Source organism: Pseudoalteromonas sp. GB56 (assembly GCF_054923835.1).
Genome location: NZ_JBPCHK010000003.1, coordinates 709,221 through 728,636, shown reverse-complemented (window position 1 = coordinate 728,636; position 19,416 = coordinate 709,221). Strand labels below are relative to the sequence as shown.

Here is a 19,416-nt window from a genome sequence, read left to right as displayed (position 1 = left end):
TTTACTGCCGCCGAGCGGCCATTTGATCTTCGCGAATAAGGCTGTAGCGTATACACATAGGTGATGGCGCTTTATCGTTGGGGACGTCTTTGTGTACATAGCCGTTAAAGATGCAATCGCTGGCTTGCAACGAGTCCGCTAAACACCGTTGCAACACAGTGCAATATTCAAGTCGCACCAAGCCTGTGGCCGCGTGCACTTCTTTGAACAAGGTGTTGGTGGCGTTGATTACGGGGGTGTCATCGTTGCTGTCGTGAACTTCGGCTTTGTTCACTGCGCACTTATCGAATTGGGCTCTGCCGCTGTGCAGCGTTAAGTGGCTTTTCAAGATAATGCCAGCAAACTGCCACACCGAATATGGGTCCGCTTCAACGATGGCGTCATCCACATACTCGGGGTCGTCTTCCCCCGGCGCGCCCTTGGTCATTCGGCCAATGAGTTCCACCGCCATAAAAGGCGAAACATGGATATTACGGTTTTCAAACACCAAGGCTGGGTCAAAGGGGCCGCCCCAATTGATGGGTTTATCCGTCGCTGACAGCTTAGAGTAAAGGCAGATGTGCTCAAGGAATTTATTCGACGGCAACGTCGGCTCTGTTAGCCACTGCTGCTTCCACGTGATGCGCACACGTTGCGCTTGGAAAAAACCTTGCGGTTGCACCACATGAATAAGAACCTTACGTGGATGAAAGTGGCCAACTTGCCAGTTACTATCACGTATATCGGGGGTTCGTTTTGACACGTCATCAAACGCCGCAGTGTTATAATTACCATTTAAATCAACACGCTGATGATGACAAGGCACACCGTGAGGATAATATTGCCGCCACCTCATAGACTCGCCATACACGTTACTGACTTGGCTTGAAGGAATGTTGTTTTCATCCACAACGGCGCGACTGCCACGACGAAAATCTGGGGTAACACTGGCCAACCCAGGATGGCGCGCCATTTCTTGAGGAATGTCGCGATTGAGGGCGGGTGCAGCGCCAAAGTAGCTCTCTGGCAATAAAGGCTGCTCAAAGCGCGGCGTCATGGCAACACGCTGCCAGCCCTCCTGCACCACCGCTTCCCATTGCCCAACCGCTTCAACCACTGCATCGACCACAGACAAGGTGCCTTTACGTTGGCGCCAACTTATCGCGTGGGTAATTTCATCGCGTCGCCCTTCAATCAGGGGGGATACCTGACGAACATCAAGCAAGTCGGCAAAATAGGGTAACAACCAATCTTGGCTGACTTTATCAAACGCGGGAGCAGGCTCTGAGTGATCGGGTTGGTCAACAAAGTTGTCGGCATAGTATTGCTGCAAGGTTTCGTGCACTTGGTCGAGCAAATCATCCGCACTGCGCAGCAATTTCAAGGTGTGCAAGTTGCTGTCTTGTTGGCGAATGTACTCAGGCAAGACGTCGTACAAGGTTAAAGTGCGCTTAGCCATTGAACACCTCCGTACGGATAATCGGCGCAGACACATTGGCGTTCACAAAGATGATTTGCTCTTTGTTCGGGGTGATATTGCGAATGTACCCATCACTGCTAAGATACGTTTTAACGCCACTGACTAGCGCGCCGCTTTCATCGACGAAGGTGTTATTGATCACACAATCCGCGTTTTCGACCCCTTCAACGGCCTCTACGATTTGGTAAAGTTGTGAACGGTAGAAAGTTTTACCAAACTCGGCATGTTGCAGGCTAAAAGTGTCATTCAGCACTGCACGCACCGCCGCGGTGACATCATCTAGGTTATACGCTTGTGCATCGACGCGAATGCTAATATCTAATGACAACACCACTGGCTGGTAGGGTTTCACTACCACATTGACGCCTGGCTGCGCTTGATTCATTAGCGTGGCGGTCAGAGTTTGTTGCACTTCACCTAATGCCCCGCCGCCGGCAGGCACAATCACCACAGCAAGACTGTCTGCCGAGCCAGGTTTGGGGGCGAGCGCATACGCATGGGCGTGCCATACGCTACTTTGGCGCTTGGCGAGGGCTTGAAAGTCAGCAACGGAAACCGCGCGCGACAGCGTTAACACCGAGGCAGGTGCGTTGCTGCGAATTGACTCTTGGTTTTCTAAATCACCACCGCCTGTGCATTGTGCAGGCTGCACAACAGCAGATAGCAGCCGGTGTGGCTGCTTCATTTTAACCAGTTCAAAAGCCGCTAAATTACCTTTAACGCCATTGCCAAATCGAGCCTGAATACGCACATTATTCGTGCCTGTGGGTAAGCGCTGGCCATACATGCCATTGCCAAAAGTGACCTTGATAAACCCATCTTGAGTCAGTTGCACTTGATAGTGTGTATCTGTTGGCTCAGAGTTTCTTAGGTTCTCGACTTGGGTCCATTCGCGTTGGTCTGCCCAAATACGAACGGCTGCCTTCACCCCACTGGAGAACTCGGTGTCTTGCACGAAAGCCACGTCTTTTTTCTGGTAAACAAAGCTTTGTTGGCTGACCACGCGATCGCCATCTCCGAGCACGTTTTCACTCTTGGATTCGCCGTGGCCAAAGCACACCACATTGCCATACACCACGGTGGCTGATTTACTAAATTGGCCACTCTGTAGCGGTGGCGACACCGACAAGGTAACCGTACCTTGATCTTTGATTTTGTTCGGTTTTTAGCAATTTCACGAGTTGCGCTTGGGTGTCGCTGACGACCCATAGCATACGCCCATAAATTAATGGCTCGGGCAGGGTATCGAGCTGCACTTCAATATCACTGGTGGTGTCTGACGCGAGCGTACACAAACTGGTGTTGTTGATGTCATGGCCTTGAGCATGTGTTGATGTTTTAAAATGACCGATGGCGTAGGTCCAACGTTTGCCCGAGGGCAGGCTAGGCGTCAACGCTAATTGAAAACTTTGCTCCAGCTCAGTGATAGCTCCTATGGTGCGACAATACCAATCACCTGTGAGGGTTTTCAGTAAGATTTTCTGACCACTGGCTAAGCCTTTGGCGGTACCGGAAAACTCCATGGCATGGGGTGAGAGCGATTTAACCGAGAACACTTTTTTCGCCCCAGTTGGCAAGAAATAGAGTTTGCCGCCAAGTGACCCCCCAGCTTGTCATGCAATACCGCCGAGCTGGCATCGTCGGGATCAGCTCTTTGCACTGACGGCGACCTAGCGCTGAGGTTGCCGTCATCAAGCCAGACTTTGCTGCTTTTACGGTCTTTTGGGTAGACAAAATCATGACCATATTCGGTGTTTTGCGGTTTCGATGCGCTGGTCAGATAAAAGTTTTCACTGGTGCCGACGTTGTCGGTGTTATCTAACTCCACGCGTTCGCTATTGATAGCGATAACACGCCGTACGCGGTAACTGCCGCTGTGGTAAAAGGCCAACACATCGTTGATTTTTACAGTATCAATTTGGTCCACTTGGATAACGCCAGTGCCGTTTAATTTTGGCGACTCATGCCAGTCATTGGCGGTTGTTAGAGTGAGGTCGGCCAGGTTTAAATAACCGCTGGTGAATTCTTTATCAATTTTCTTAAGGGTCAGGCTGTGGCTGTTAATTGCCTCGATGGTGACGGCGATGGCCTTGATGTGGTCAGTTAACACCGCGTAGTCACCGACACTGATACCTTCTGGCATTAACGCTGGCTCGAAGTTGAAAAAGGCACCACTGAGCCAAATTTTATCGGGCGAGCGATTATAATCGGGTGCTCTGAGCGCATTGAGGCGGTGATCAACCTCAATATCGGCCAATGATTCAAAGATTAACGGCGTTGAACCATCCTGGGGTTTGTTTTTAATAGCACAACCTTGCTCCACGGTGCCTATTGCTTGCTCGTCTTGTTTGGCGATAAGTGCAACATAGGTCTGCGCCGATGCCGGCGGCGCCGGATGATAGTCCAGCATATTGACCAGTCTTCTGACGTTATCCCATTGCGTGGCGGTGCGGATATATCGCTCGTTGGCATAGGCATCGACGGTATGTGCCAACATATGCACGGCACGGGCAAAGGTTCGCAGTATTTCCCACACATAATCGCGGCGCTCATGCTGATACTGTTCGCGCAAACGTTGTTGCCACTGGCGAATGGTCGCGTCATTGGCCTCATCGCCGAGCCATGCCAGTACTTTTTTCGTCTTGTTGAAATAGTACCCTCAGGCTGTGTCTGAGATCTTCTTGATAGGTCGCGGCATTGCCTTCTATGTATGCGAATTTGCTCAAGCCTGCGCGGTTCCAGCGAGTTAAGTCTTTCATCCTCTTAACCCTCCGTGTAAATTCATGCGCCAAAAGCCCATATCAGGGCGTTTCGGGTCGTTGTCACAACGGGCGAGCTGCTCCCCAGAGGCGAATTACGCCACTGCCGGATTGGTCGGCATAGCGTTTACCTACGCGTTTAAACTGGTTAAGGCACACCGCATCAACCCCTTCTATCGCCATCAGCCACTCTATTAAATCACTGGCATAAAGATTGGCGCCAAATGCCAACCTGCCCGGTTCAAAGAAGCCCTCGGCTTCATTGCTCATCGCCTGCTTAATAGACTGCTGAATTTCAGAGCGAAAGTAGTTCTGTGCGACCTTGATAGATAATGAAATAGATACGCCAACGGCAATGGCATCTTGCAGCCACACTTCTTGACCCACCATGCGAAACTTTTCCACGAGCGCTTTCAGCACACTGCGAAAAGTCAACGACTCAGTCCAATCTATGGGCGCGAGTTGATTAACACGATGAAAGTGGTTGGTTTGCTGCTTAAACTCGTCCAGCGCTAATCCTGATAGCACCGACTCAACGCTATCATCCAAGTTAGCGTTGTTGGCCAACACCGCGGTAACCAAAATGGTGTACCACGACCCTTGCCATTTTTGCACACTGGCTGCGCGCAGCACTGCGGGGTGATCTTCCAAGCGCTCTCGATAATCATCCAAGGTGACCATGCGCCGATTAGTGTGCAATTTTCTGGGGCCTCGGGCACGCGCTTGGTCCATCAAATGCGTGTTGTCGCGCCATTGTTTTTCCAATTGCTCAGTGGCAAAGAGACGATGCTCAGCAATGTCTAAGTCGAGCGCTTCAACAAGCGTTGTGACCCTCATGATAGCCGAGCAAATCAAATAGCTGGGTTTGTACAACTGGGTCGCTGATATTCGGATTAGCACCCAAAAAATCTTTGTCTTTACCAAGTTGCGGCAATAATTTTTGTACATTCGCGCTGTCGGTTAAATCCAACGAAAAGTCAAAGTCTTCGGTATTAATTCCTTTATATTGCAGTAAATGCTGAACTAACGGGGCACTGGACCAAGTCGGTAAATAATGCTGATACACCGCATCATAACCAATAAGTTTTAGCAGCCTGCGTACACTGTCTGGGCGTCTTGCACTGTCAAGAAATGCCTCGTTGTGCATTCTATCGAGGGCGTCCGATTGTTGGTCTAACACCACCGCCAGTGCTTCAACTAAAATGACTTCAATGTCTGCGGGCGACCATGTTCTGCGTTCAGGGAAGCGCGCAGCCAACTCTTCCATCATGAAGAGGCGAAAGCCATCGTAGTCGCGGGTCAGCCAATCAAAATCATCACCAATAGTGGGCATGGGTTTGGGCAAGGCAACTTCTCGGTATCCACAGTCGCGACACCCAGCACTGAAATTCAATTTAGGTGTGGGCGTATTAGCCATGAGCGCTCCCTCCTGAGATTTCAAACTCCAAGGTCTCACTGTGATTCAACGCCGAGAGGCGATAACTAATTTGAATCACTAATCGCTCGTTAAAATCCGCATCGGCGCCCACATTTATGTCTAAATCTTTCGGGCTAACCTCGCCTTTGAGCGCGTCAATCAAACTGCTTTGCAAGTGTTGTTTAGTGATTTGCCACAGCAAGGTCGACTGCGGTTCAAAAACTAATCTTTTTACCCCAGCGCCAAACTCAGGCCTAAACCAGCGCTCACCGGGTTCTGTAAACAACACTTGGGCAATTTTCTGACGAATATGCTCTATGCGCTGGGTCGTTTTTCCGCCCTCAAGCCCTAACTGCAAAGGAAAGTGCGTATAGTCTGGTTGGTTTAGTCGACTCATGACGGTTACTCCCTATAGCGCCGTTGTTTTGCTGGTGAGGGTGCTCATTTCACCTTGGGGAATAGGCGGTGAAGTCGGCCCGCCTGGCGCTGAGCAGGTGTGCATATGCGTTGCGAACATGGCCAAAAAACTAGCGCCTTTGATAAGCGGCTCGCCGCCCATGCCACCAATAGCGACTTGGCTACCCTCAATGGTTACCATATTGCCTTTGACGTTAATTCCCGCCGCCGACATCTCTATTTCATTGCCATTGCCATCACTGACTGTGGTGGTGCTGCCACTCATCACCATTTTATTGCCATTGCCATCCTCTAACGTCACCGAGTTCGCTTCGGCATCGAGCGTGAGTTTGCCGCCGTTTTGGTCGGCGAGCACGGTGGTGCCCTTCTCATCAATCGATAGCTCGCTGCCAATGGTGTGCTTCAATATCACTCTTTCGGCATCGGTATCGTCATCGAATTGCAGCACGTGGCCACTGGGTGTTTTAATAATGCGGGTGGTCGGCGATGCTTTTTTGGCTTCATCAGGCACAGGACGTTGTGGTTGCCAAAATACCCCTGTCCAAATCGGCATATCGGTATTACCCTCTTCAAACTCAACCCAGACTTGGGCGTCCACTTCGGGCACCATAAAAAAGCCTTGGTCGTCCAAGCCACCAAAGGGCAAACAGGGTAAACACCAGAAGCTTTCTTGTTGACCGAATACAGATGGCACTACCACTTGAACGCGGCCACGATGTTCGGGGTCTTGGTTGTTCACCACGAACGCTCGGTACTTGCCGTAGAATTTGTTCTTCGCTTGTTGGACCGTTTGCTCAAGTGCTGTGGGCATAACTCGTTCCTTTGCTCTTTAAAGTAAGCCAGCTATCGGGCTGGTTGGCGCTTCAAAGTCATCGCCGTAGCCATTTCTGGCCACTTCAAAACTTTGTTTGTAGCCGTTTACGTCGAATTTGTGTTCGACCTTCATCACGTACCAACGCCCGCCATACCGCGCGCCAACACCGTCTACAAAAACCGGATCGCCGGGCAATAACACATGGCCATACAAGGCACCATCCAAATCGCCCGTCGCTTTAATACGCAAGGCTTCTTCATTGGCCGTGGACTGCGCCCTTTGATTGGCATGCTCTTCATTGGCAGAGCCTTCTCTGGCTAAACGCCATGCGAAATCGCCAAGGCCTGCCGATTCAGAGGTTGCAGGTTGAGTTCCGTATACAGGCAAATCACTGCTGACACTGTGCTCTTCAAAGTTGCTGTCTTCGTCGTTTGCCACTTCGTAAATAATGGTTTCAGGGTGATGACCATCGTCTTCCAAGTTAAAGCGAATGGCGTTACTTTCTGGGCCGGCGTAAATCAAAATCGTGGGCTGGGGCGAGCGGTCCATGCGCAGCGGGCCGAAGTACATTTTTCCTTCACGAAAAAAGATGTCATAGGCATTTTCCTGGGCTCGCTTTTTCAAAAATTTAATGTCGGTGGTGTTTTGATTAGCGACTAAATTGCTAAAGCCTTGCCCTGGGGAGTCAATGCTGTCGATGCCTGCCTGGGCTAATATCTGCGTGGCGATAGCACCGTCGGTAGTTGGGGTTTCATCGCCCCAGCGCACATTGCGCTGTGTTCTATCGAGCAGCAACGAGGTGTCTTGGCAGATCACCGTTACTAACGCGGCGCCTTTTTGCTCAGGAAAGTCCACTTTTACTTGGCGGATAAAGCCGTCAAACACTGCTTGTTCGGTGTCGCCAAAGGTGGCGGCAATACTGATGCTGGACCAAGGACGAATGCGATCATCGTCATGCACATGCCAGCTGCCATCATCTAATCTACGGGTTTCAAAAACGAGCGTGGCTTGGGCGCTGTCTTGACGGTCAAGCACTGCCGACAGCTCCACTAAATTGGCATAAAAATCACTAATTTCATGGCCATTTACCCGCACAATGCAGGCTGCTGGATCACGATTTTTATCATCAAGCCAATGAAGCAACATCGTTATCGCCCACTTGGAATAACAATAGCCCGGCCAATCCACTCTTTGCTCAACAGGTTGTCTGCAAACAGCAGGTCTGGGTTGGCATCAACGATTCGCCACCACAGGCGAGCATCGTTGTAATAGTACTGCGCAAGGTGATCAAGACGATCATCTTCTTGCACTTGATGTTCAATGACACCCTCTATCGTGGTGATTTCTCTGGCTCTTAAACCATTGAATGTCTCGGCAACAGCCACAGGTTCGAAAGGCCGAGCGTCTTTGTAGCGGGAATTTTTCAACAGCATGTGGCTTCCTCCCGATTAAAATAAACTGCCGAGGGCACTGGCGCCCCCAGAGACAAAATTAAGCCCTGCGCCGATGGTTTGGCGTATTTTCTCAACTTGATAGAAAGGGTTGTTGCCTTCTATCACTTGAAAACTGAGGTTGGCTTTGGCGCGGTACGGTCTGAGATTCGGCAAATGGGCGGTTTCATCCACTTGAATGCTATTCATAAACACCGGCAGGATGTGCGACCCCCACACCAACAGCAACACCGAAGGGTGTTCATCACGAGCAAACGCTCTGGCACTTCCAAAGCCCATGCCCGCAAGCACTTGCAGGCCACCTGGACCTTGCACTTTGGGCTCCACCATAGAGCGCAAGGTGTCAAGCTGCGGCTCAATACCAAACTCATTAGCAATACTGTGGCCAAGGGCATTGCTGTCGGCCATTTTGTCGGTGGCATCAAGCAGGATATCGATACTGAACTGCTCAGGGTCAACAGTGACCCCTTGCGCCACGCGGTTTGTCTCCCACGGAAATGAAAAATCATAACCACCACGGGTGCCGGGCGCATTCCCTGTGGTGATAGCGACGCTGCGCGTGCGACTCAATGATTCAGGGTTGAATTCAAACTCCAACATCAAGGGTGGCACGGTGATACCGTACTCAACCAAGGCGCCTTTAGTATTGTTAAATATCATACTGATTCTCCCCGGCGCGAATGGGCCAATGTGCTTTGGTGAATCTGTTGCGCTATCGCCTTGGCGATGCGTAAATTGGTATGCTGCGGCGAAATACTGATATCCGCAGGTGTCATCTGTGCGATTTGCACATCCGCCGGCCAGTTGTAATGCCCAAGCTCACTGCGCAGCAGTTGCACAATGGCGGTTTTACGCCGCGTTAAACTCACTGGCAGCGCCAGCGATAATTGGTCAATATGCAGACTCATTATGTGTGCCCCCCTTGGGGCGCCTGCGGCAGAAATGCAGCCAGCTTACCGAGTTGATTGGCTTTAACTTGTGGGCTCGCTTTCGCTAATTCTCGCCACACAGCCACTGCGATATGGCGCATCGAAATGGCACTTTGCTGCTGCGCCGCAAGATAGGCTGCGTGCAAGGTAGCATTGCGGATTTGCCCACCAGATAAACTCAGTGCCGACGCTAACAGATCAAGATCGAGGTCATTCGCCAACGGCGCTTTGGGCGGCATTAAACGTTGCCACAGCCGACGCCGTTGCTCCACTTCAGGTTTGGGGAACTCAATCACCATTTGGAATCGGCGTACAAAGGCTTTGTCGATTTGTGAGCGCAAATTAGTGGCGACAATGCACGGCCCCTGATGGTCTTCAATGCGTGCCAGTAAATAGCTCACCTCCATATTCGCGTAACGATCGCGAGCGTCTTTTAGCTCGCCGCGTTTACCCATAATCGCATCCGCTTCGTCGAAAAATAAAATCGCTTGGCGGCCATGTACCGCATCAAACAAACGACCAATATTTTTCTCGGTCTCGCCTATGTATTTGCTCACCAAAGATGACAAGTCGACCCGAAATATCGGCCACCCCAAGTCATTAGCAAGTACCGCCGCAGCTAAGGTTTTGCCGGTACCAGAAGGGCCCGCAAACATGGCCACTGGGCCGCCGGTCTGTTGCCCTCCCCACTCGTCAACCACCGTGTTTTTGTGTTTAACCCAATACAAAAACTCTTTGAGCATGTTGGCTTGCTCTATGGGCAGCACTAAGTCTTGCCATGTAGCTTTATGATTCAATAGCGTTGCCCCGTGCGGCGCACAGCTTTGTTGCGACCAACCCATGACTTTTGCTATGGCGAGGCGGTCTGGTTTAATGGCTGAGAACGGGTCGTCATCAGCACGAATCACAAGCGCTGCTCGCTGCAAACGAACAAGTGCATCGCGCAATCTTTGCAACTCCTCATCGGCAAGCGCCAGCAAGGCTGAAATCGTAAAAAAGCTCGGATACGCTTGTTGATTAGCCTGTAATTTCTGATACAGCACACCAACGCGAGGCAAAATATAGGGGGCATAAACACAACACAAGATGTCGAGTTCAAAGTGAGAAAGCGGCGTTTGTAAACTCGACCACCAGCGTGTTTGTCTGAACGCTTGCGACTGTTGTTGCAAGGTGTTTAGCTCATCAATGAGTTGTTTCGAAGGGCCTTCTTTGCCCGCTAATAAACACATACTCAACAGCTCAATGCGCTGCCATTCCGCCCAGTGGTGCAGATCTGCGACTTGTCTCAGGGTCGACGTCATACGGTACTCCCACGATACAAGCTAATGATCAACGGGTTACTCTTGAGCATGGTGCTTGGGCCATAGGCAAAGGCCTGATAACTGCGTGTGGCCGTAACAATGAGTTGCCAACGATCATGGTCACCATCGATGCTTAGCGCAGGTAAATCAAGGTTTGGCAAGCTCAAGGGGATAGCATCGGGGTGAATGGTTGAGGAACTCACCAGCAAATCAACACCACTGGCACTGAGCCATTCATCGCCTTGCCAGATTTGCCATTCCAGCGATACCGACTCCCCTATTTTTCCCGCAAGCCACAACTGCGGATGAAAGTTGCTTGGCAAGGTGTCTTCCACATCCAAACTTAAGCTGGTGACACATTCATCGCCATCGACCCAACATATGATGGGTGTCCACGCTGGGTTATGGGTGTTGACTGTGCCACCGGCAAACAAGGGGGTGCTCAGCGTGCCAGTGAAGCTGTCAAAACGACTTTCCACCGAGCCTGAGGCCTGAAAGCCAGTAAAGCCAACCAACGGCGCTTCGCCTTTTAATTCCTCTGGAGCGATTGGCGCCAGTGACATTTCAAATAACGCGGAAGGCCGATAAGATGCATCACCTTGTATAGACCAAAGCTGATTGAGCTGTTCGTCGCTAGCGGGGTTAAACACCGTATTCAAACGAAAAGTAATGCCATTTACCACTAGCAAAGGTTGAACACGATGCTCGTGAAATAGCATCAATACTTGCCCGAGCAAACGTAAATCGTCTTCGCCAGGATGGGTGTTATCGTGATCGATTGCCATCGTGGTGATCATGCAATGCAGGCGCAATTGCCACGGTAAATTTGGGTGTGCATTGGATTGAAAACCCGAGGGCTCGAAGCGATAAAAAAATAGATTAATACGGTCTTCCTCTGTGCGCTCACTAAGATCAGCCGGCGACCCGAGATACACAGTGATATCGTTATCAAAGGTTTGCAGGCCACTGCGGATGAAATCGGCGACCGAGTTGCAAATCAGATACAGTGACGAATCAGCAATTGGCATCCTAAATTCCTCTGATTAATAAGCGACTATCTGAATCTTCAGTCGCACTGGGCTTATTGGCGGTGGCTTGCGTTTTTTCACCAACGTCGACTATTCGTATTCTGACTTCACCAATATGGACATTAGGCTTTGGCGGCGACTCCTTAGCACGTTCTTGGCTCGGTTGTGACCAACGGCGCTGTTGCTCACTGGGTTGATGGCGCAGCGGTATGCTTGGCCTTCTCGGCACAGAGTTTGGCGGCGCTGCGACTGGTTCAGCGGGCAATTGCTCACTGGCTTCAGGCAACAGCGTTGGCACATCCGAAAAGTCGGTGTTTTCAGGCGATTCTTTTGCAACTTGTTTAATATTTTCAGATGGTTGTGTTTGCGTACTGCTTGTTATAGAAGGTTTACTTTGGCCCCTGTGAGGGTGCTCAATTTGCGCTGGTTGATGCACGTTACGGGTAATTCTCATGCTTGGTTTAGCACGTTGCTGTGCAACGGGTTGCGGGTGTAGGCTTGGAAGCAGCGCACTGCTTTGCGCCGATTTCGCTTCTATATTGGGCTTTTCAACCTGTGCAGGCGCCTCACTTGTTTGTGCTTTCAACGCAGGAGAATGTTCAGGCTTGTCCGCTTTGCGAGTGTGGCTCGGTGCGCCATCGCCTTGTGACGCCTCCAAGTTGCTTGTAGAAGCATGCACTAGCGGCTTGCTTGGCAAAGTATGTTCACCATGAGTCGTATCGGCTTTTTCCACCGGGTGCTGAGGCACTGCACCGCTGTATGCAAACGGCGAATTTATCTGTGGCTCATAGCCCTTTAATGGGCGCTGCGACTCGGCAATAAATCGATTAAAGTAGCGGCTCATAACAACTCCCGTGACGAAGTAGGTTCGCCTTGAATACGCTTGAGATACTCTTGCCTGCGCTGTGTTGGCAGTGCCAGAATGTCTTTTTCCTTCCAGTGATAATGCTCGGCGATGATATGCACCTCATCGAGCAACTCATCGATGTCGGCATGCAGCCACAGGTAGGGATCAAACGTCACGCTGTTTTCATGGCCGCACTCTGGACATGTGGTTTGTAGCTCAGTGGCGATTTCCGGCACCATGGCTTCGATGGCTTCTTCAATAGCGCAAATGCCTTGCTCGCGTAATTCACCATCAAAGTCGCTATCAACAATGAGGCGTTTGGCCAGCATTGCGCGGGCGTGCTCAGTGTCACTGTGTTGCCCGAGAGCTTCTAAATCAAAACCATTTGGCGAGCGCACTTTGGCGCGTTGTTCGCCCAATTGCGCATAACAAAAAGGAAACTCATCCGCCGCCTGTGTGCGCGGCAATTGATCAATGGGAATGGCGATATCAAAGGGTTGCTGGCAGTGAGGGCATTCAACGCTGCGCCAGTGTGTGGCATGGCCTGTTTCCAGCCACCATGCAATCGCGATAGCCTGACGGTCAGCCAAGCACAAAGACTGCACATCTTCCAAACACGGTGTTTCGTCGGCGAGCGATTCCAATACTGCAAGCAAGGACTCACTTACCCAGCGAGGATGATTTGGCGCTGCACTCATGGCATCGTGCAAGGCGAGTTCAGTCTCTCCACCTGGGGTTTTTAGCTCAAAATTTCTATACCGACGACCGCTTTTAATCAATCCACCGGGCAAAATCATTAGGATTCAGAGGGCTCAGATACCGCAGTATCTCTTTCCCAACCCTCGTGCTGAATAATAATGTTTTGAATACCGACGGCGTTCATGGTGCCAGCGTCAAACTCTGGCAATGCCTGATATTCAGATACCCAAGCGCGGTAGACTTTGTAGGAAATGGCGACATTACCTTGCAGGTTCAGTACATTAAGGATGATGTCTTTGCGGTAGTCTTTTAACGACATCGCCGCGTTACCTTGAATATTATTGACCAAGTTTGCCCAGTTCTCGAACACAGGATCATGAGTGAGGCCTTGCTCTAACGTAATGGCTTCGTAACTTGTGCCACCAGGCAAGACTCTTTCATGAGTTGGGTCGCCTGCAGTGCGCCACTTCACCGCTTCGGTGGTTTTCTTCAACACACTCATTTTTTTCAAGCCAGCAACAACCTGGCCATCGATAATGACCTGAAACATAAAGGTGCGATACGGATCGTAGCGATGCGCATTCACGTTGAACATTGGGGCTGCCATAATTTTTTCTCCTTGATAGAGGGACGACAGCTACACTCAGTGTGTAGCGCCGCCACCGCACTGATCACTGCTGATCGACTTTTTGTTGAATGCGCAAAATCACAAACTCTGCGGGTTTAATCGGTGCGAAACCAACTTGGATGATGACTTGGCCACGGTCGATATCGCCTTGGGTCATGGTGTCGCCGAGTCCACAACGCACAAAATAAGCTTCATCGGCTGTCTTGCCTTGGAAAGCGCCTGCGCGAAATAACCCATTCATAAATGAAGAAATATTTGCTCTTAAGGCGCTCCAAAGAGGATGATCGTTGGGCTCGAATACGGACCATTGAATACCGTTGAAGATACTTTGCTCTATGAAGATGGCGGTGCGCCTAACGGGCACATAACGCCATTCTGGACTAGCATTGGTGGCAAGGGTGCGACTACCCCAAAACACCGGACCGTAGCTAGGACGACTGCGTAAGCAGTTCACCCCTTTGGGGTTGAGCCCATCTTGCTCTAAATCCTCAACCGAGTACTGCAAGCCACTAACATTCACACGTGTTTCCACACCTGCGGGTGCTTTCCACACGCCACGGCGATTATCAATTTTGGCCCACATAGCCGCGGCAATCGCTGACGGCGGAATAGTCACCGTTTTGCTGGCTGTGGGATTGGAATCGGGGTGATAAAGTGGGTTACTGACATTCACCCAAGGGTAATAGAGCACTGAATAGGTGGAAGTCGGTAAGCCCATGGTATTGACGTCGTTGCCCGTGACTAATTCGGTATTCGCGGGCGGGTCAACAATCACCATGCGGCTCATGGTAGACTCACAATGACTAATGGTGTTGGTGATGAAATCATTCCCTGAGTTATCGGCTGACCATTGCTGGCCCGGCAACACCAAAATTGACACATCACGGTATTTTCTCAGAATGTTGTTGTAAAAAGACAGGTAATCTGCGGCCGCGGGGCCGGCTTGTGCACCACTGACCAAGGGCTCGAAATCAGTGAATACGCCATTGGCCAAGGTGTTAGCGTCGGGGTTGGCCGTTGCATCATTCAATACTGCAACGCTAATGAGGCTCGTGCTGTTATTCACTACCTTCTCAACGAAGTTGTCTTCGTCTGGGTTCATACTTAGGCCGCGGTACACTCCCGTGGCCAAGGGAACAAAGTTATTGGAGGCATCTTCTGTACCAATATGCAGCTCGAACAGGTCACCGTCGTGGTTTACGGCGACGCGCAGCGCATTACCCCAAGTTCCTTCGCTAGACGCTGTAACCGACAATACATCACCACCACCTTCTTGTAAGTTCACCGTAGCGGCCGTGGGAGTGTTAACGTTGGAGTCTTCCAAAATTCGGCAAATGTAGGCAGCTTTGCCGCCATTTTGATAAAACGCCCTTACAGCGAGGGCCATATGATCACTTTCGTTTGTTACTCCGCAAGACTGAGAGTAGTCCCCAAACTGGCTGACATATTCATTCCAGGAGCCAATTAAAATGGGCGTATTTGCTGGCCCTCGGAAGGTGGTACCAACAAACGCTGCGATAGAGGTGGACACTCCCTCAATGGGTTTTGAAGCACTGGGTGTTTCTTCTATATAAACACCGGGATGCAGATAGCTTGGCATGTGAATCTCCGTCAAAAGAATGTAAGGGAATTAAATGACGCAGATAAAGCAGGGATTTGTAACTTAATTTCCTTATTGGTATTCTTCCGTCCGTATCCAGATAATGCTTGGCGAATCGTTCGGAACGCTGACCTAAAGGAATAGTTCACGATGGAGGGATAAGCAACAAAAAAAGTGTAATCGTGTTAACAAAAAGAGCGAAAAACCAACAGAGCAAAAACCTCCTTAAAAATCCAACTAAAAACAAACAAATCAATAGCTTAAAATCAAACCAATAAACTTTAAAATCATTTGCAAACCGGTAAAAATAAACATAAAAATAACATTTGTAATAAAAAGTAATGTTTTTACAAGTATTTGATTATATTGCCTATCCCGAACCTTTTTCAGGTTCAGATGAGCGGCTTATCGCCATCAGTTTCATAGTGTCAGATTTTCATGGCGAAAATGGCTTTTTGCTTAGCTGTGAACCAAGCAGTGAGTTATTGAGTCAATTTCTTTATTGTTGAAGCAGAGCAATTACGGTCGTGAAGTGCTTACAACGCCTTGGTGTAATTCAACAGGGAAACGGCTAAGCGAAAGACCTAGGGTCTGTTGACCTTTGCTGTGTGTTTTTGCAGCAATCATTGGGGTATTTTGGCAAGGCAGAGCCTGCGTCGCATAGTCATTCTATGTAAGTCAGGTGATAACGCAGAAAAAATATCCCAATGGCGCTGCCCAAAGGGTTCAACCAAAGGCTTACACTGCTCTGTCATGGGCTATTAACATAGCTCACTATGCAACATAACCCATTCCTTGCATTGAAAGCCTTTGATTTGAACAAAATTCATACTTCAAAGGTCAACAGACCCAGGGGGCACGCATGAGTACAGGGTGCTAAAAAGCGCATTTTCTAGCACCCTGATGGAAGTTATTTCGGCAAAATAGCGAATGAGTTTACCGCCATGCCCGTGGCACCGCGAACGCGAGGTGGGTTCATTACCAGCATAAACTCGAAGCTCTTTGCACTGGCAAGCGCTGTACTTAGCGCTTCAAGGTTCATGTTTTCAACAATGTAGATACCATTATCTGCAAGCAGAATACGGTGTGCAGGGAAGATGGTGCCAGACTCCGGAACCACTTCGTAGCTTAATTGATCTGCGCCCGTTAAGAAGATATCTTTTTGTGCCAACCAGGTTGCCGCTTCTGCACCTGGGCCTGGACGCAAGCCCATGTATTTTTGTGCATCGTCGTTAAAAAATTGGCCAAATCCAGTGCGAATAAGCACCGACATGCCCGCTTCAATCGTCACTTTCTGCGCTTTTGCTGTCTCTTCTAAGTCTTGCGCAGTAATTTCATAGCCCGGCGCTAAGTGATCAACGCCCTTGTAGCGCGCGACATCAAGTAACACAGCACGGTTCAATAGGCGTTCCGTTGGGTATTCTTCAATGCCTAATGACTTTAATCCGCGTGCCCCTTCGATTTCCTCGGTACTGATACCACCATACGCTTGACCATTGTGGCCAATATGGCCTATCGCATCAATGTTTGGCGCCCCATGCTGACCACTGAAGTACATCATGTCGGCGGCAAACGACAACTCAGGGATCATCCCTGCGGTGTCTTTGTGGCTATCGACCATACCCATGGTATAAGGCGGGTTAAAGCTCAATAGCGGAGAGCTAGCATCCCATACATGGTTTAACTCAATCACTTGCGCAGACGACAGCTGCTCCATAAGTCCATTGTTGGCAGCGCACGCTGAAGTGGTCGTCGCCATTGCCAACACAGCCGCGAGCCACGCGCTGCGCTTAACTTTATTAAATAGGTTCATTTATCAATCCCTTAAGACGTTGTTATTCGAACATTCGCGGCAAGTATAAGCCAAACCTTTCGATATTATGTAAATGAAACGTAAATTTAATAATTAAAGCGATGTAAACATTCCCATCCACCCGCCTTTTGGTGACTCGGGTGTCTCCATGTTAAAGAGACCCGATTTCTGCACCGGGTCATTGTGTGCTACATTTGCCGCGTTTTTCACCATATTGAGGCGGCTGTCGCAATGCTTGCGATTATTCTTGTATTTTTAAGCGCATTTTTATTGTTCCAAGTGCAACCCATCATGGCCAAAATGCTGTTGCCCAGCTTTGGCGGTGGTACTCAGGTTTGGACAGCTTGTTTGTTGTTTTTCCAAACATTTTTACTTGCAAGTTATGGCTACGCACACCTTATTTCCAGCCGCTTAGCGCTCAAAAAGCAGTTTGTCGTACACGCGGGTGTGCTACTTGCTGGTGCGGCCGCGTTACCCATCGGCACACACATGCTGCAAGCGCAAAGCGAGACTCCCGCGTTGAGTGTGCTTATTCAGTTGGCAATGGCCGTGGGATTGCCCTACTTCGCTTTAGCAGCAACCGCTCCGTTAATGCAAAGTTGGCAAGCTAAAGTAGATAATGAGCATGCTTACAAGCTCTACAGCTACTCCAACATCGGCTCCTTCTTAGCATTATTGTCTTACCCTTTTGCCCTCGAGCCTTGGCTTGGATTGTCGGAGCAATCATGGCTTTGGAGTGGTGTATTCATTGCGTTCGCTGCGACGTTTTATGGCTACATGGCACACTTCTACAAACGCGCAAAGCAACTAGGTAGCACAGAACAAAGTGCATTTCGTGGCGGTGTGCACCGTCACTGGTCATTATGGCTAGCACTCAGTGCTTGCGGTGTAATGGTGCTCACGGCAAGCACCAATGCCATGACGCAAAACATCGCGCCCGTGCCATTTTTATGGATTTTGCCACTGGCGCTGTATTTGCTGACATTCGTGTTGTGCTTCCACTCGCCAAAAGCCTATCACCGACTGTTCTGGCTTGCGACCTTGGCAGTTTCTGCGTTTATTGCCTGCTTCTTATTCTTCATCGGCAGTCAATTCGATATCGTCAGCCAAGTGATTCTCTATTCCTTGGTTCTGTTTGCCGCCTGTATGATTTGCCATGGTGAACTAGTTCGCGCCAAACCAAGTACACAATTCCTCACCCAATTTTATTTAGTGATGGCGTTAGGTGGCGCCCTTGGCACCGCAGTAATTACCTTTGTTGCCCCACAGGTATTCACGCTTTACTACGAATATCCGTTGGCTATCGGTGCCGCCTTGGTGCTGTTCGCTACAGGTATTTGGCTCGATAAAAACACGCCAAAACGCGCCCTGTTGAGCGCCAGCGCACTGAGTTGCGCCGTGCTCGCCGCCGGCTTATTTGTGTGGCTCGATGGCCAGTTTAAGAGTAATGATATTGAACGCTTGCGTAACTTTTATGGCTTATTGACCGTGACCGAGGTGAACATTGATGGGCGCACTGAGCGCCGTTTGATTGATGGCACAACGACGCATGGAGTGGAAGTGCTTGAAGGTGCAGGTAAAGGCGAGCCACAAAGTTATTACCGCCCAGAGACCCTTGTTGGCCAATTATTGCAAGACTTACCCAATGGTTCTCATGTTGGTTTTATTGGCTTGGGTGCAGGCACGCTGGCAGCCTATGGTAAAAGCCAAGACACTTATACCTTCTACGAGCTAAACCCGAATGTACTCACGACCGCTCAGGCGCAGTTTAGTTACTTAAATACATCGCAAGCGGCATTGGAATACCACCTAGGTGATGGCCGTGTGACGCTTACTACAGAGGAACAACAAGGGCACAAGCATCGCTTTGATGCCTTGGTGCTGGATGCCTTCAGCGGCGATGCAATCCCCATGCATTTACTCACGCAAGAAGCGATTGCACTGTATCTAACACAGCTAAAAGACGACGGTGTATTGGCGGTGCATATCTCCAACACCCACTTGGACCTCACTCCGTTGATGCGTGGGCTCGCACAGCAATTCGATTTAGCCATTGTCTACGGTGAAGCCAAAGCCCAACAAAGTCATGGTCATGATGTACGTTGGGTGCTGCTTAGCCAAGATCACGCGCGCTTAAGTGCTTACCGCAGAATTCAGTCACCGTGGCCGAGCAGCACAGCGACGTTTGTGTGGCGCGATGACTATAGCAACTTGCTGCAAGCCATGAAATTCATGGGTGAGTAGAAGAAACGTT

General features: G+C 50.0%; 21 protein-coding genes. 1 reads left to right on the top strand and 20 read right to left on the bottom strand.

All coding sequences use genetic code 11. From position 1 onward, the window contains the following. Position 1 precedes the first annotated feature (1 nt). The 20 genes from ACH19P_RS18630 to ACH19P_RS18535 form a co-directional block, all read right to left on the bottom strand. Entirely contained in the window at positions 2-1,438 is a 1,437-nt protein-coding gene (locus ACH19P_RS18630; RefSeq protein WP_462160132.1) for a phage tail protein, read from the bottom strand. Further along, on the bottom strand, positions 1,431-2,582 hold the full coding sequence (locus tag ACH19P_RS18625; protein ID WP_462160211.1) for a baseplate J/gp47 family protein: 1,152 nt from the start codon (positions 2,580-2,582) through the stop codon (positions 1,431-1,433). The genes ACH19P_RS18630 and ACH19P_RS18625 overlap by 8 nt, the downstream gene beginning before the upstream one ends. Beyond that, on the bottom strand, positions 2,551-2,982 hold the full coding sequence (locus ACH19P_RS18620) for a hypothetical protein (RefSeq protein WP_462160130.1): 432 nt from the start codon (positions 2,980-2,982) through the stop codon (positions 2,551-2,553). The genes ACH19P_RS18625 and ACH19P_RS18620 overlap by 32 nt, the downstream gene beginning before the upstream one ends. After that, positions 2,952-4,031, bottom strand: a complete 1,080-nt coding sequence (locus ACH19P_RS18615) for a hypothetical protein (protein WP_462160128.1) — start codon at positions 4,029-4,031, stop codon at positions 2,952-2,954. The genes ACH19P_RS18620 and ACH19P_RS18615 overlap by 31 nt, the downstream gene beginning before the upstream one ends. Before the next feature lie 37 nt (positions 4,032-4,068). Beyond that, positions 4,069-4,218: a hypothetical protein gene (locus ACH19P_RS18610; protein ID WP_462160127.1), complete on the bottom strand. Its 150-nt coding sequence runs from the start codon at positions 4,216-4,218 to the stop codon at positions 4,069-4,071. Positions 4,219-4,281: 63 nt separating this feature from the next. Continuing rightward, positions 4,282-5,055 carry a hypothetical protein gene (locus ACH19P_RS18605; RefSeq protein ID WP_462160125.1) on the bottom strand — a complete coding sequence of 258 codons (774 nt, stop codon included), beginning with the start codon at positions 5,053-5,055 and terminating at the stop codon, positions 4,282-4,284. Beyond that, complete coding sequence (locus ACH19P_RS18600) at positions 5,033-5,635, bottom strand: hypothetical protein (RefSeq protein ID WP_462160123.1); 603 nt, start codon at positions 5,633-5,635, stop codon at positions 5,033-5,035. The genes ACH19P_RS18605 and ACH19P_RS18600 overlap by 23 nt, the downstream gene beginning before the upstream one ends. Further along, positions 5,628-6,032 (bottom strand): GPW/gp25 family protein, encoded by a 405-nt coding sequence (locus ACH19P_RS18595; protein ID WP_462160122.1) that lies wholly within the window; start codon positions 6,030-6,032, stop codon positions 5,628-5,630. Before ACH19P_RS18595 ends, ACH19P_RS18600 begins: the two co-directional genes overlap by 8 nt. Before the next feature lie 12 nt (positions 6,033-6,044). Continuing rightward, on the bottom strand, positions 6,045-6,863 hold the full coding sequence (locus ACH19P_RS18590; RefSeq protein ID WP_462160121.1) for a phage baseplate assembly protein V: 819 nt from the start codon (positions 6,861-6,863) through the stop codon (positions 6,045-6,047). An 18-nt stretch (positions 6,864-6,881) separates the two neighbouring features. Continuing rightward, positions 6,882-8,012 (bottom strand): phage late control D family protein, encoded by a 1,131-nt coding sequence (locus ACH19P_RS18585; RefSeq protein ID WP_462160120.1) that lies wholly within the window; start codon positions 8,010-8,012, stop codon positions 6,882-6,884. Positions 8,013-8,014: 2 nt separating this feature from the next. Then, positions 8,015-8,299, bottom strand: a complete 285-nt coding sequence (locus tag ACH19P_RS18580) for a hypothetical protein (protein WP_462160118.1) — start codon at positions 8,297-8,299, stop codon at positions 8,015-8,017. Positions 8,300-8,314: 15 nt separating this feature from the next. Continuing rightward, on the bottom strand, positions 8,315-8,977 hold the full coding sequence (locus ACH19P_RS18575; protein WP_462160116.1) for a CIS tube protein: 663 nt from the start codon (positions 8,975-8,977) through the stop codon (positions 8,315-8,317). Next, complete coding sequence (locus tag ACH19P_RS18570) at positions 8,974-9,225, bottom strand: hypothetical protein (protein ID WP_462160114.1); 252 nt, start codon at positions 9,223-9,225, stop codon at positions 8,974-8,976. The genes ACH19P_RS18575 and ACH19P_RS18570 overlap by 4 nt, the downstream gene beginning before the upstream one ends. Continuing rightward, positions 9,225-10,547 carry an ATP-binding protein gene (locus ACH19P_RS18565; protein WP_462160112.1) on the bottom strand — a complete coding sequence of 441 codons (1,323 nt, stop codon included), beginning with the start codon at positions 10,545-10,547 and terminating at the stop codon, positions 9,225-9,227. The genes ACH19P_RS18570 and ACH19P_RS18565 overlap by 1 nt, the downstream gene beginning before the upstream one ends. Beyond that, the gene (locus tag ACH19P_RS18560) at positions 10,544-11,575 is read right to left on the bottom strand and encodes a Pvc16 family protein (RefSeq protein ID WP_462160111.1); all 1,032 of its coding nucleotides are present in this window, start codon (positions 11,573-11,575) and stop codon (positions 10,544-10,546) included. The genes ACH19P_RS18565 and ACH19P_RS18560 overlap by 4 nt, the downstream gene beginning before the upstream one ends. A 1-nt stretch (position 11,576) precedes the next feature. Then, positions 11,577-12,419 (bottom strand): hypothetical protein, encoded by an 843-nt coding sequence (locus ACH19P_RS18555; RefSeq protein ID WP_462160109.1) that lies wholly within the window; start codon positions 12,417-12,419, stop codon positions 11,577-11,579. Then, complete coding sequence (locus ACH19P_RS18550; RefSeq protein ID WP_462160108.1) at positions 12,416-13,219, bottom strand: hypothetical protein; 804 nt, start codon at positions 13,217-13,219, stop codon at positions 12,416-12,418. Before ACH19P_RS18550 ends, ACH19P_RS18555 begins: the two co-directional genes overlap by 4 nt. Then, positions 13,219-13,728, bottom strand: coding sequence for a phage tail protein (locus ACH19P_RS18545; protein ID WP_462160106.1), 510 nt, complete (start codon positions 13,726-13,728; stop codon positions 13,219-13,221). The genes ACH19P_RS18550 and ACH19P_RS18545 overlap by 1 nt, the downstream gene beginning before the upstream one ends. Positions 13,729-13,792: 64 nt before the next feature. Beyond that, positions 13,793-15,349, bottom strand: a complete 1,557-nt coding sequence (locus ACH19P_RS18540; protein WP_462160105.1) for a phage tail sheath family protein — start codon at positions 15,347-15,349, stop codon at positions 13,793-13,795. Between the two features lie 910 nt (positions 15,350-16,259). Continuing rightward, positions 16,260-17,162: a cyclase family protein gene (locus ACH19P_RS18535; protein ID WP_462160104.1), complete on the bottom strand. Its 903-nt coding sequence runs from the start codon at positions 17,160-17,162 to the stop codon at positions 16,260-16,262. A 231-nt stretch (positions 17,163-17,393) separates the two neighbouring features. Between ACH19P_RS18535 and ACH19P_RS18530 the strand changes: the two genes are divergently transcribed. After that, the gene (locus ACH19P_RS18530; RefSeq protein ID WP_462160103.1) at positions 17,394-19,406 is read left to right on the top strand and encodes a fused MFS/spermidine synthase; all 2,013 of its coding nucleotides are present in this window, start codon (positions 17,394-17,396) and stop codon (positions 19,404-19,406) included. Positions 19,407-19,416: the final 10 nt, after the last annotated feature.

What these genes read in the sequence shown, in the direction of transcription:
- ACH19P_RS18630 (WP_462160132.1), bottom strand. Translation starts at nt 1,438, where the DNA reads ATGGCTAAGCGCACTTTAACCTTGTACGACGTCTTGCCTGAGTACATT.
- ACH19P_RS18620 (WP_462160130.1), bottom strand. Translation starts at nt 2,982, where the DNA reads ATGGAGTTTTCCGGTACCGCCAAAGGCTTAGCCAGTGGTCAGAAAATC.
- ACH19P_RS18610 (WP_462160127.1), bottom strand. Translation starts at nt 4,218, where the DNA reads ATGAAAGACTTAACTCGCTGGAACCGCGCAGGCTTGAGCAAATTCGCA.
- ACH19P_RS18605 (WP_462160125.1), bottom strand. Translation starts at nt 5,055, where the DNA reads ATGAGGGTCACAACGCTTGTTGAAGCGCTCGACTTAGACATTGCTGAG.
- ACH19P_RS18600 (WP_462160123.1), bottom strand. Translation starts at nt 5,635, where the DNA reads ATGGCTAATACGCCCACACCTAAATTGAATTTCAGTGCTGGGTGTCGC.
- ACH19P_RS18595 (WP_462160122.1), bottom strand. Translation starts at nt 6,032, where the DNA reads ATGAGTCGACTAAACCAACCAGACTATACGCACTTTCCTTTGCAGTTA.
- ACH19P_RS18590 (WP_462160121.1), bottom strand. Translation starts at nt 6,863, where the DNA reads ATGCCCACAGCACTTGAGCAAACGGTCCAACAAGCGAAGAACAAATTC.
- ACH19P_RS18585 (WP_462160120.1), bottom strand. Translation starts at nt 8,012, where the DNA reads ATGTTGCTTCATTGGCTTGATGATAAAAATCGTGATCCAGCAGCCTGC.
- ACH19P_RS18580 (WP_462160118.1), bottom strand. Translation starts at nt 8,299, where the DNA reads ATGCTGTTGAAAAATTCCCGCTACAAAGACGCTCGGCCTTTCGAACCT.
- ACH19P_RS18575 (WP_462160116.1), bottom strand. Translation starts at nt 8,977, where the DNA reads ATGATATTTAACAATACTAAAGGCGCCTTGGTTGAGTACGGTATCACC.
- ACH19P_RS18570 (WP_462160114.1), bottom strand. Translation starts at nt 9,225, where the DNA reads ATGAGTCTGCATATTGACCAATTATCGCTGGCGCTGCCAGTGAGTTTA.
- ACH19P_RS18565 (WP_462160112.1), bottom strand. Translation starts at nt 10,547, where the DNA reads ATGACGTCGACCCTGAGACAAGTCGCAGATCTGCACCACTGGGCGGAA.
- ACH19P_RS18560 (WP_462160111.1), bottom strand. Translation starts at nt 11,575, where the DNA reads ATGCCAATTGCTGATTCGTCACTGTATCTGATTTGCAACTCGGTCGCC.
- ACH19P_RS18555 (WP_462160109.1), bottom strand. Translation starts at nt 12,419, where the DNA reads ATGAGCCGCTACTTTAATCGATTTATTGCCGAGTCGCAGCGCCCATTA.
- ACH19P_RS18550 (WP_462160108.1), bottom strand. Translation starts at nt 13,219, where the DNA reads ATGATTTTGCCCGGTGGATTGATTAAAAGCGGTCGTCGGTATAGAAAT.
- ACH19P_RS18545 (WP_462160106.1), bottom strand. Translation starts at nt 13,728, where the DNA reads ATGGCAGCCCCAATGTTCAACGTGAATGCGCATCGCTACGATCCGTAT.
- ACH19P_RS18540 (WP_462160105.1), bottom strand. Translation starts at nt 15,349, where the DNA reads ATGCCAAGCTATCTGCATCCCGGTGTTTATATAGAAGAAACACCCAGT.
- ACH19P_RS18535 (WP_462160104.1), bottom strand. Translation starts at nt 17,162, where the DNA reads ATGAACCTATTTAATAAAGTTAAGCGCAGCGCGTGGCTCGCGGCTGTG.
- ACH19P_RS18530 (WP_462160103.1), top strand. Translation starts at nt 17,394, where the DNA reads ATGCTTGCGATTATTCTTGTATTTTTAAGCGCATTTTTATTGTTCCAA.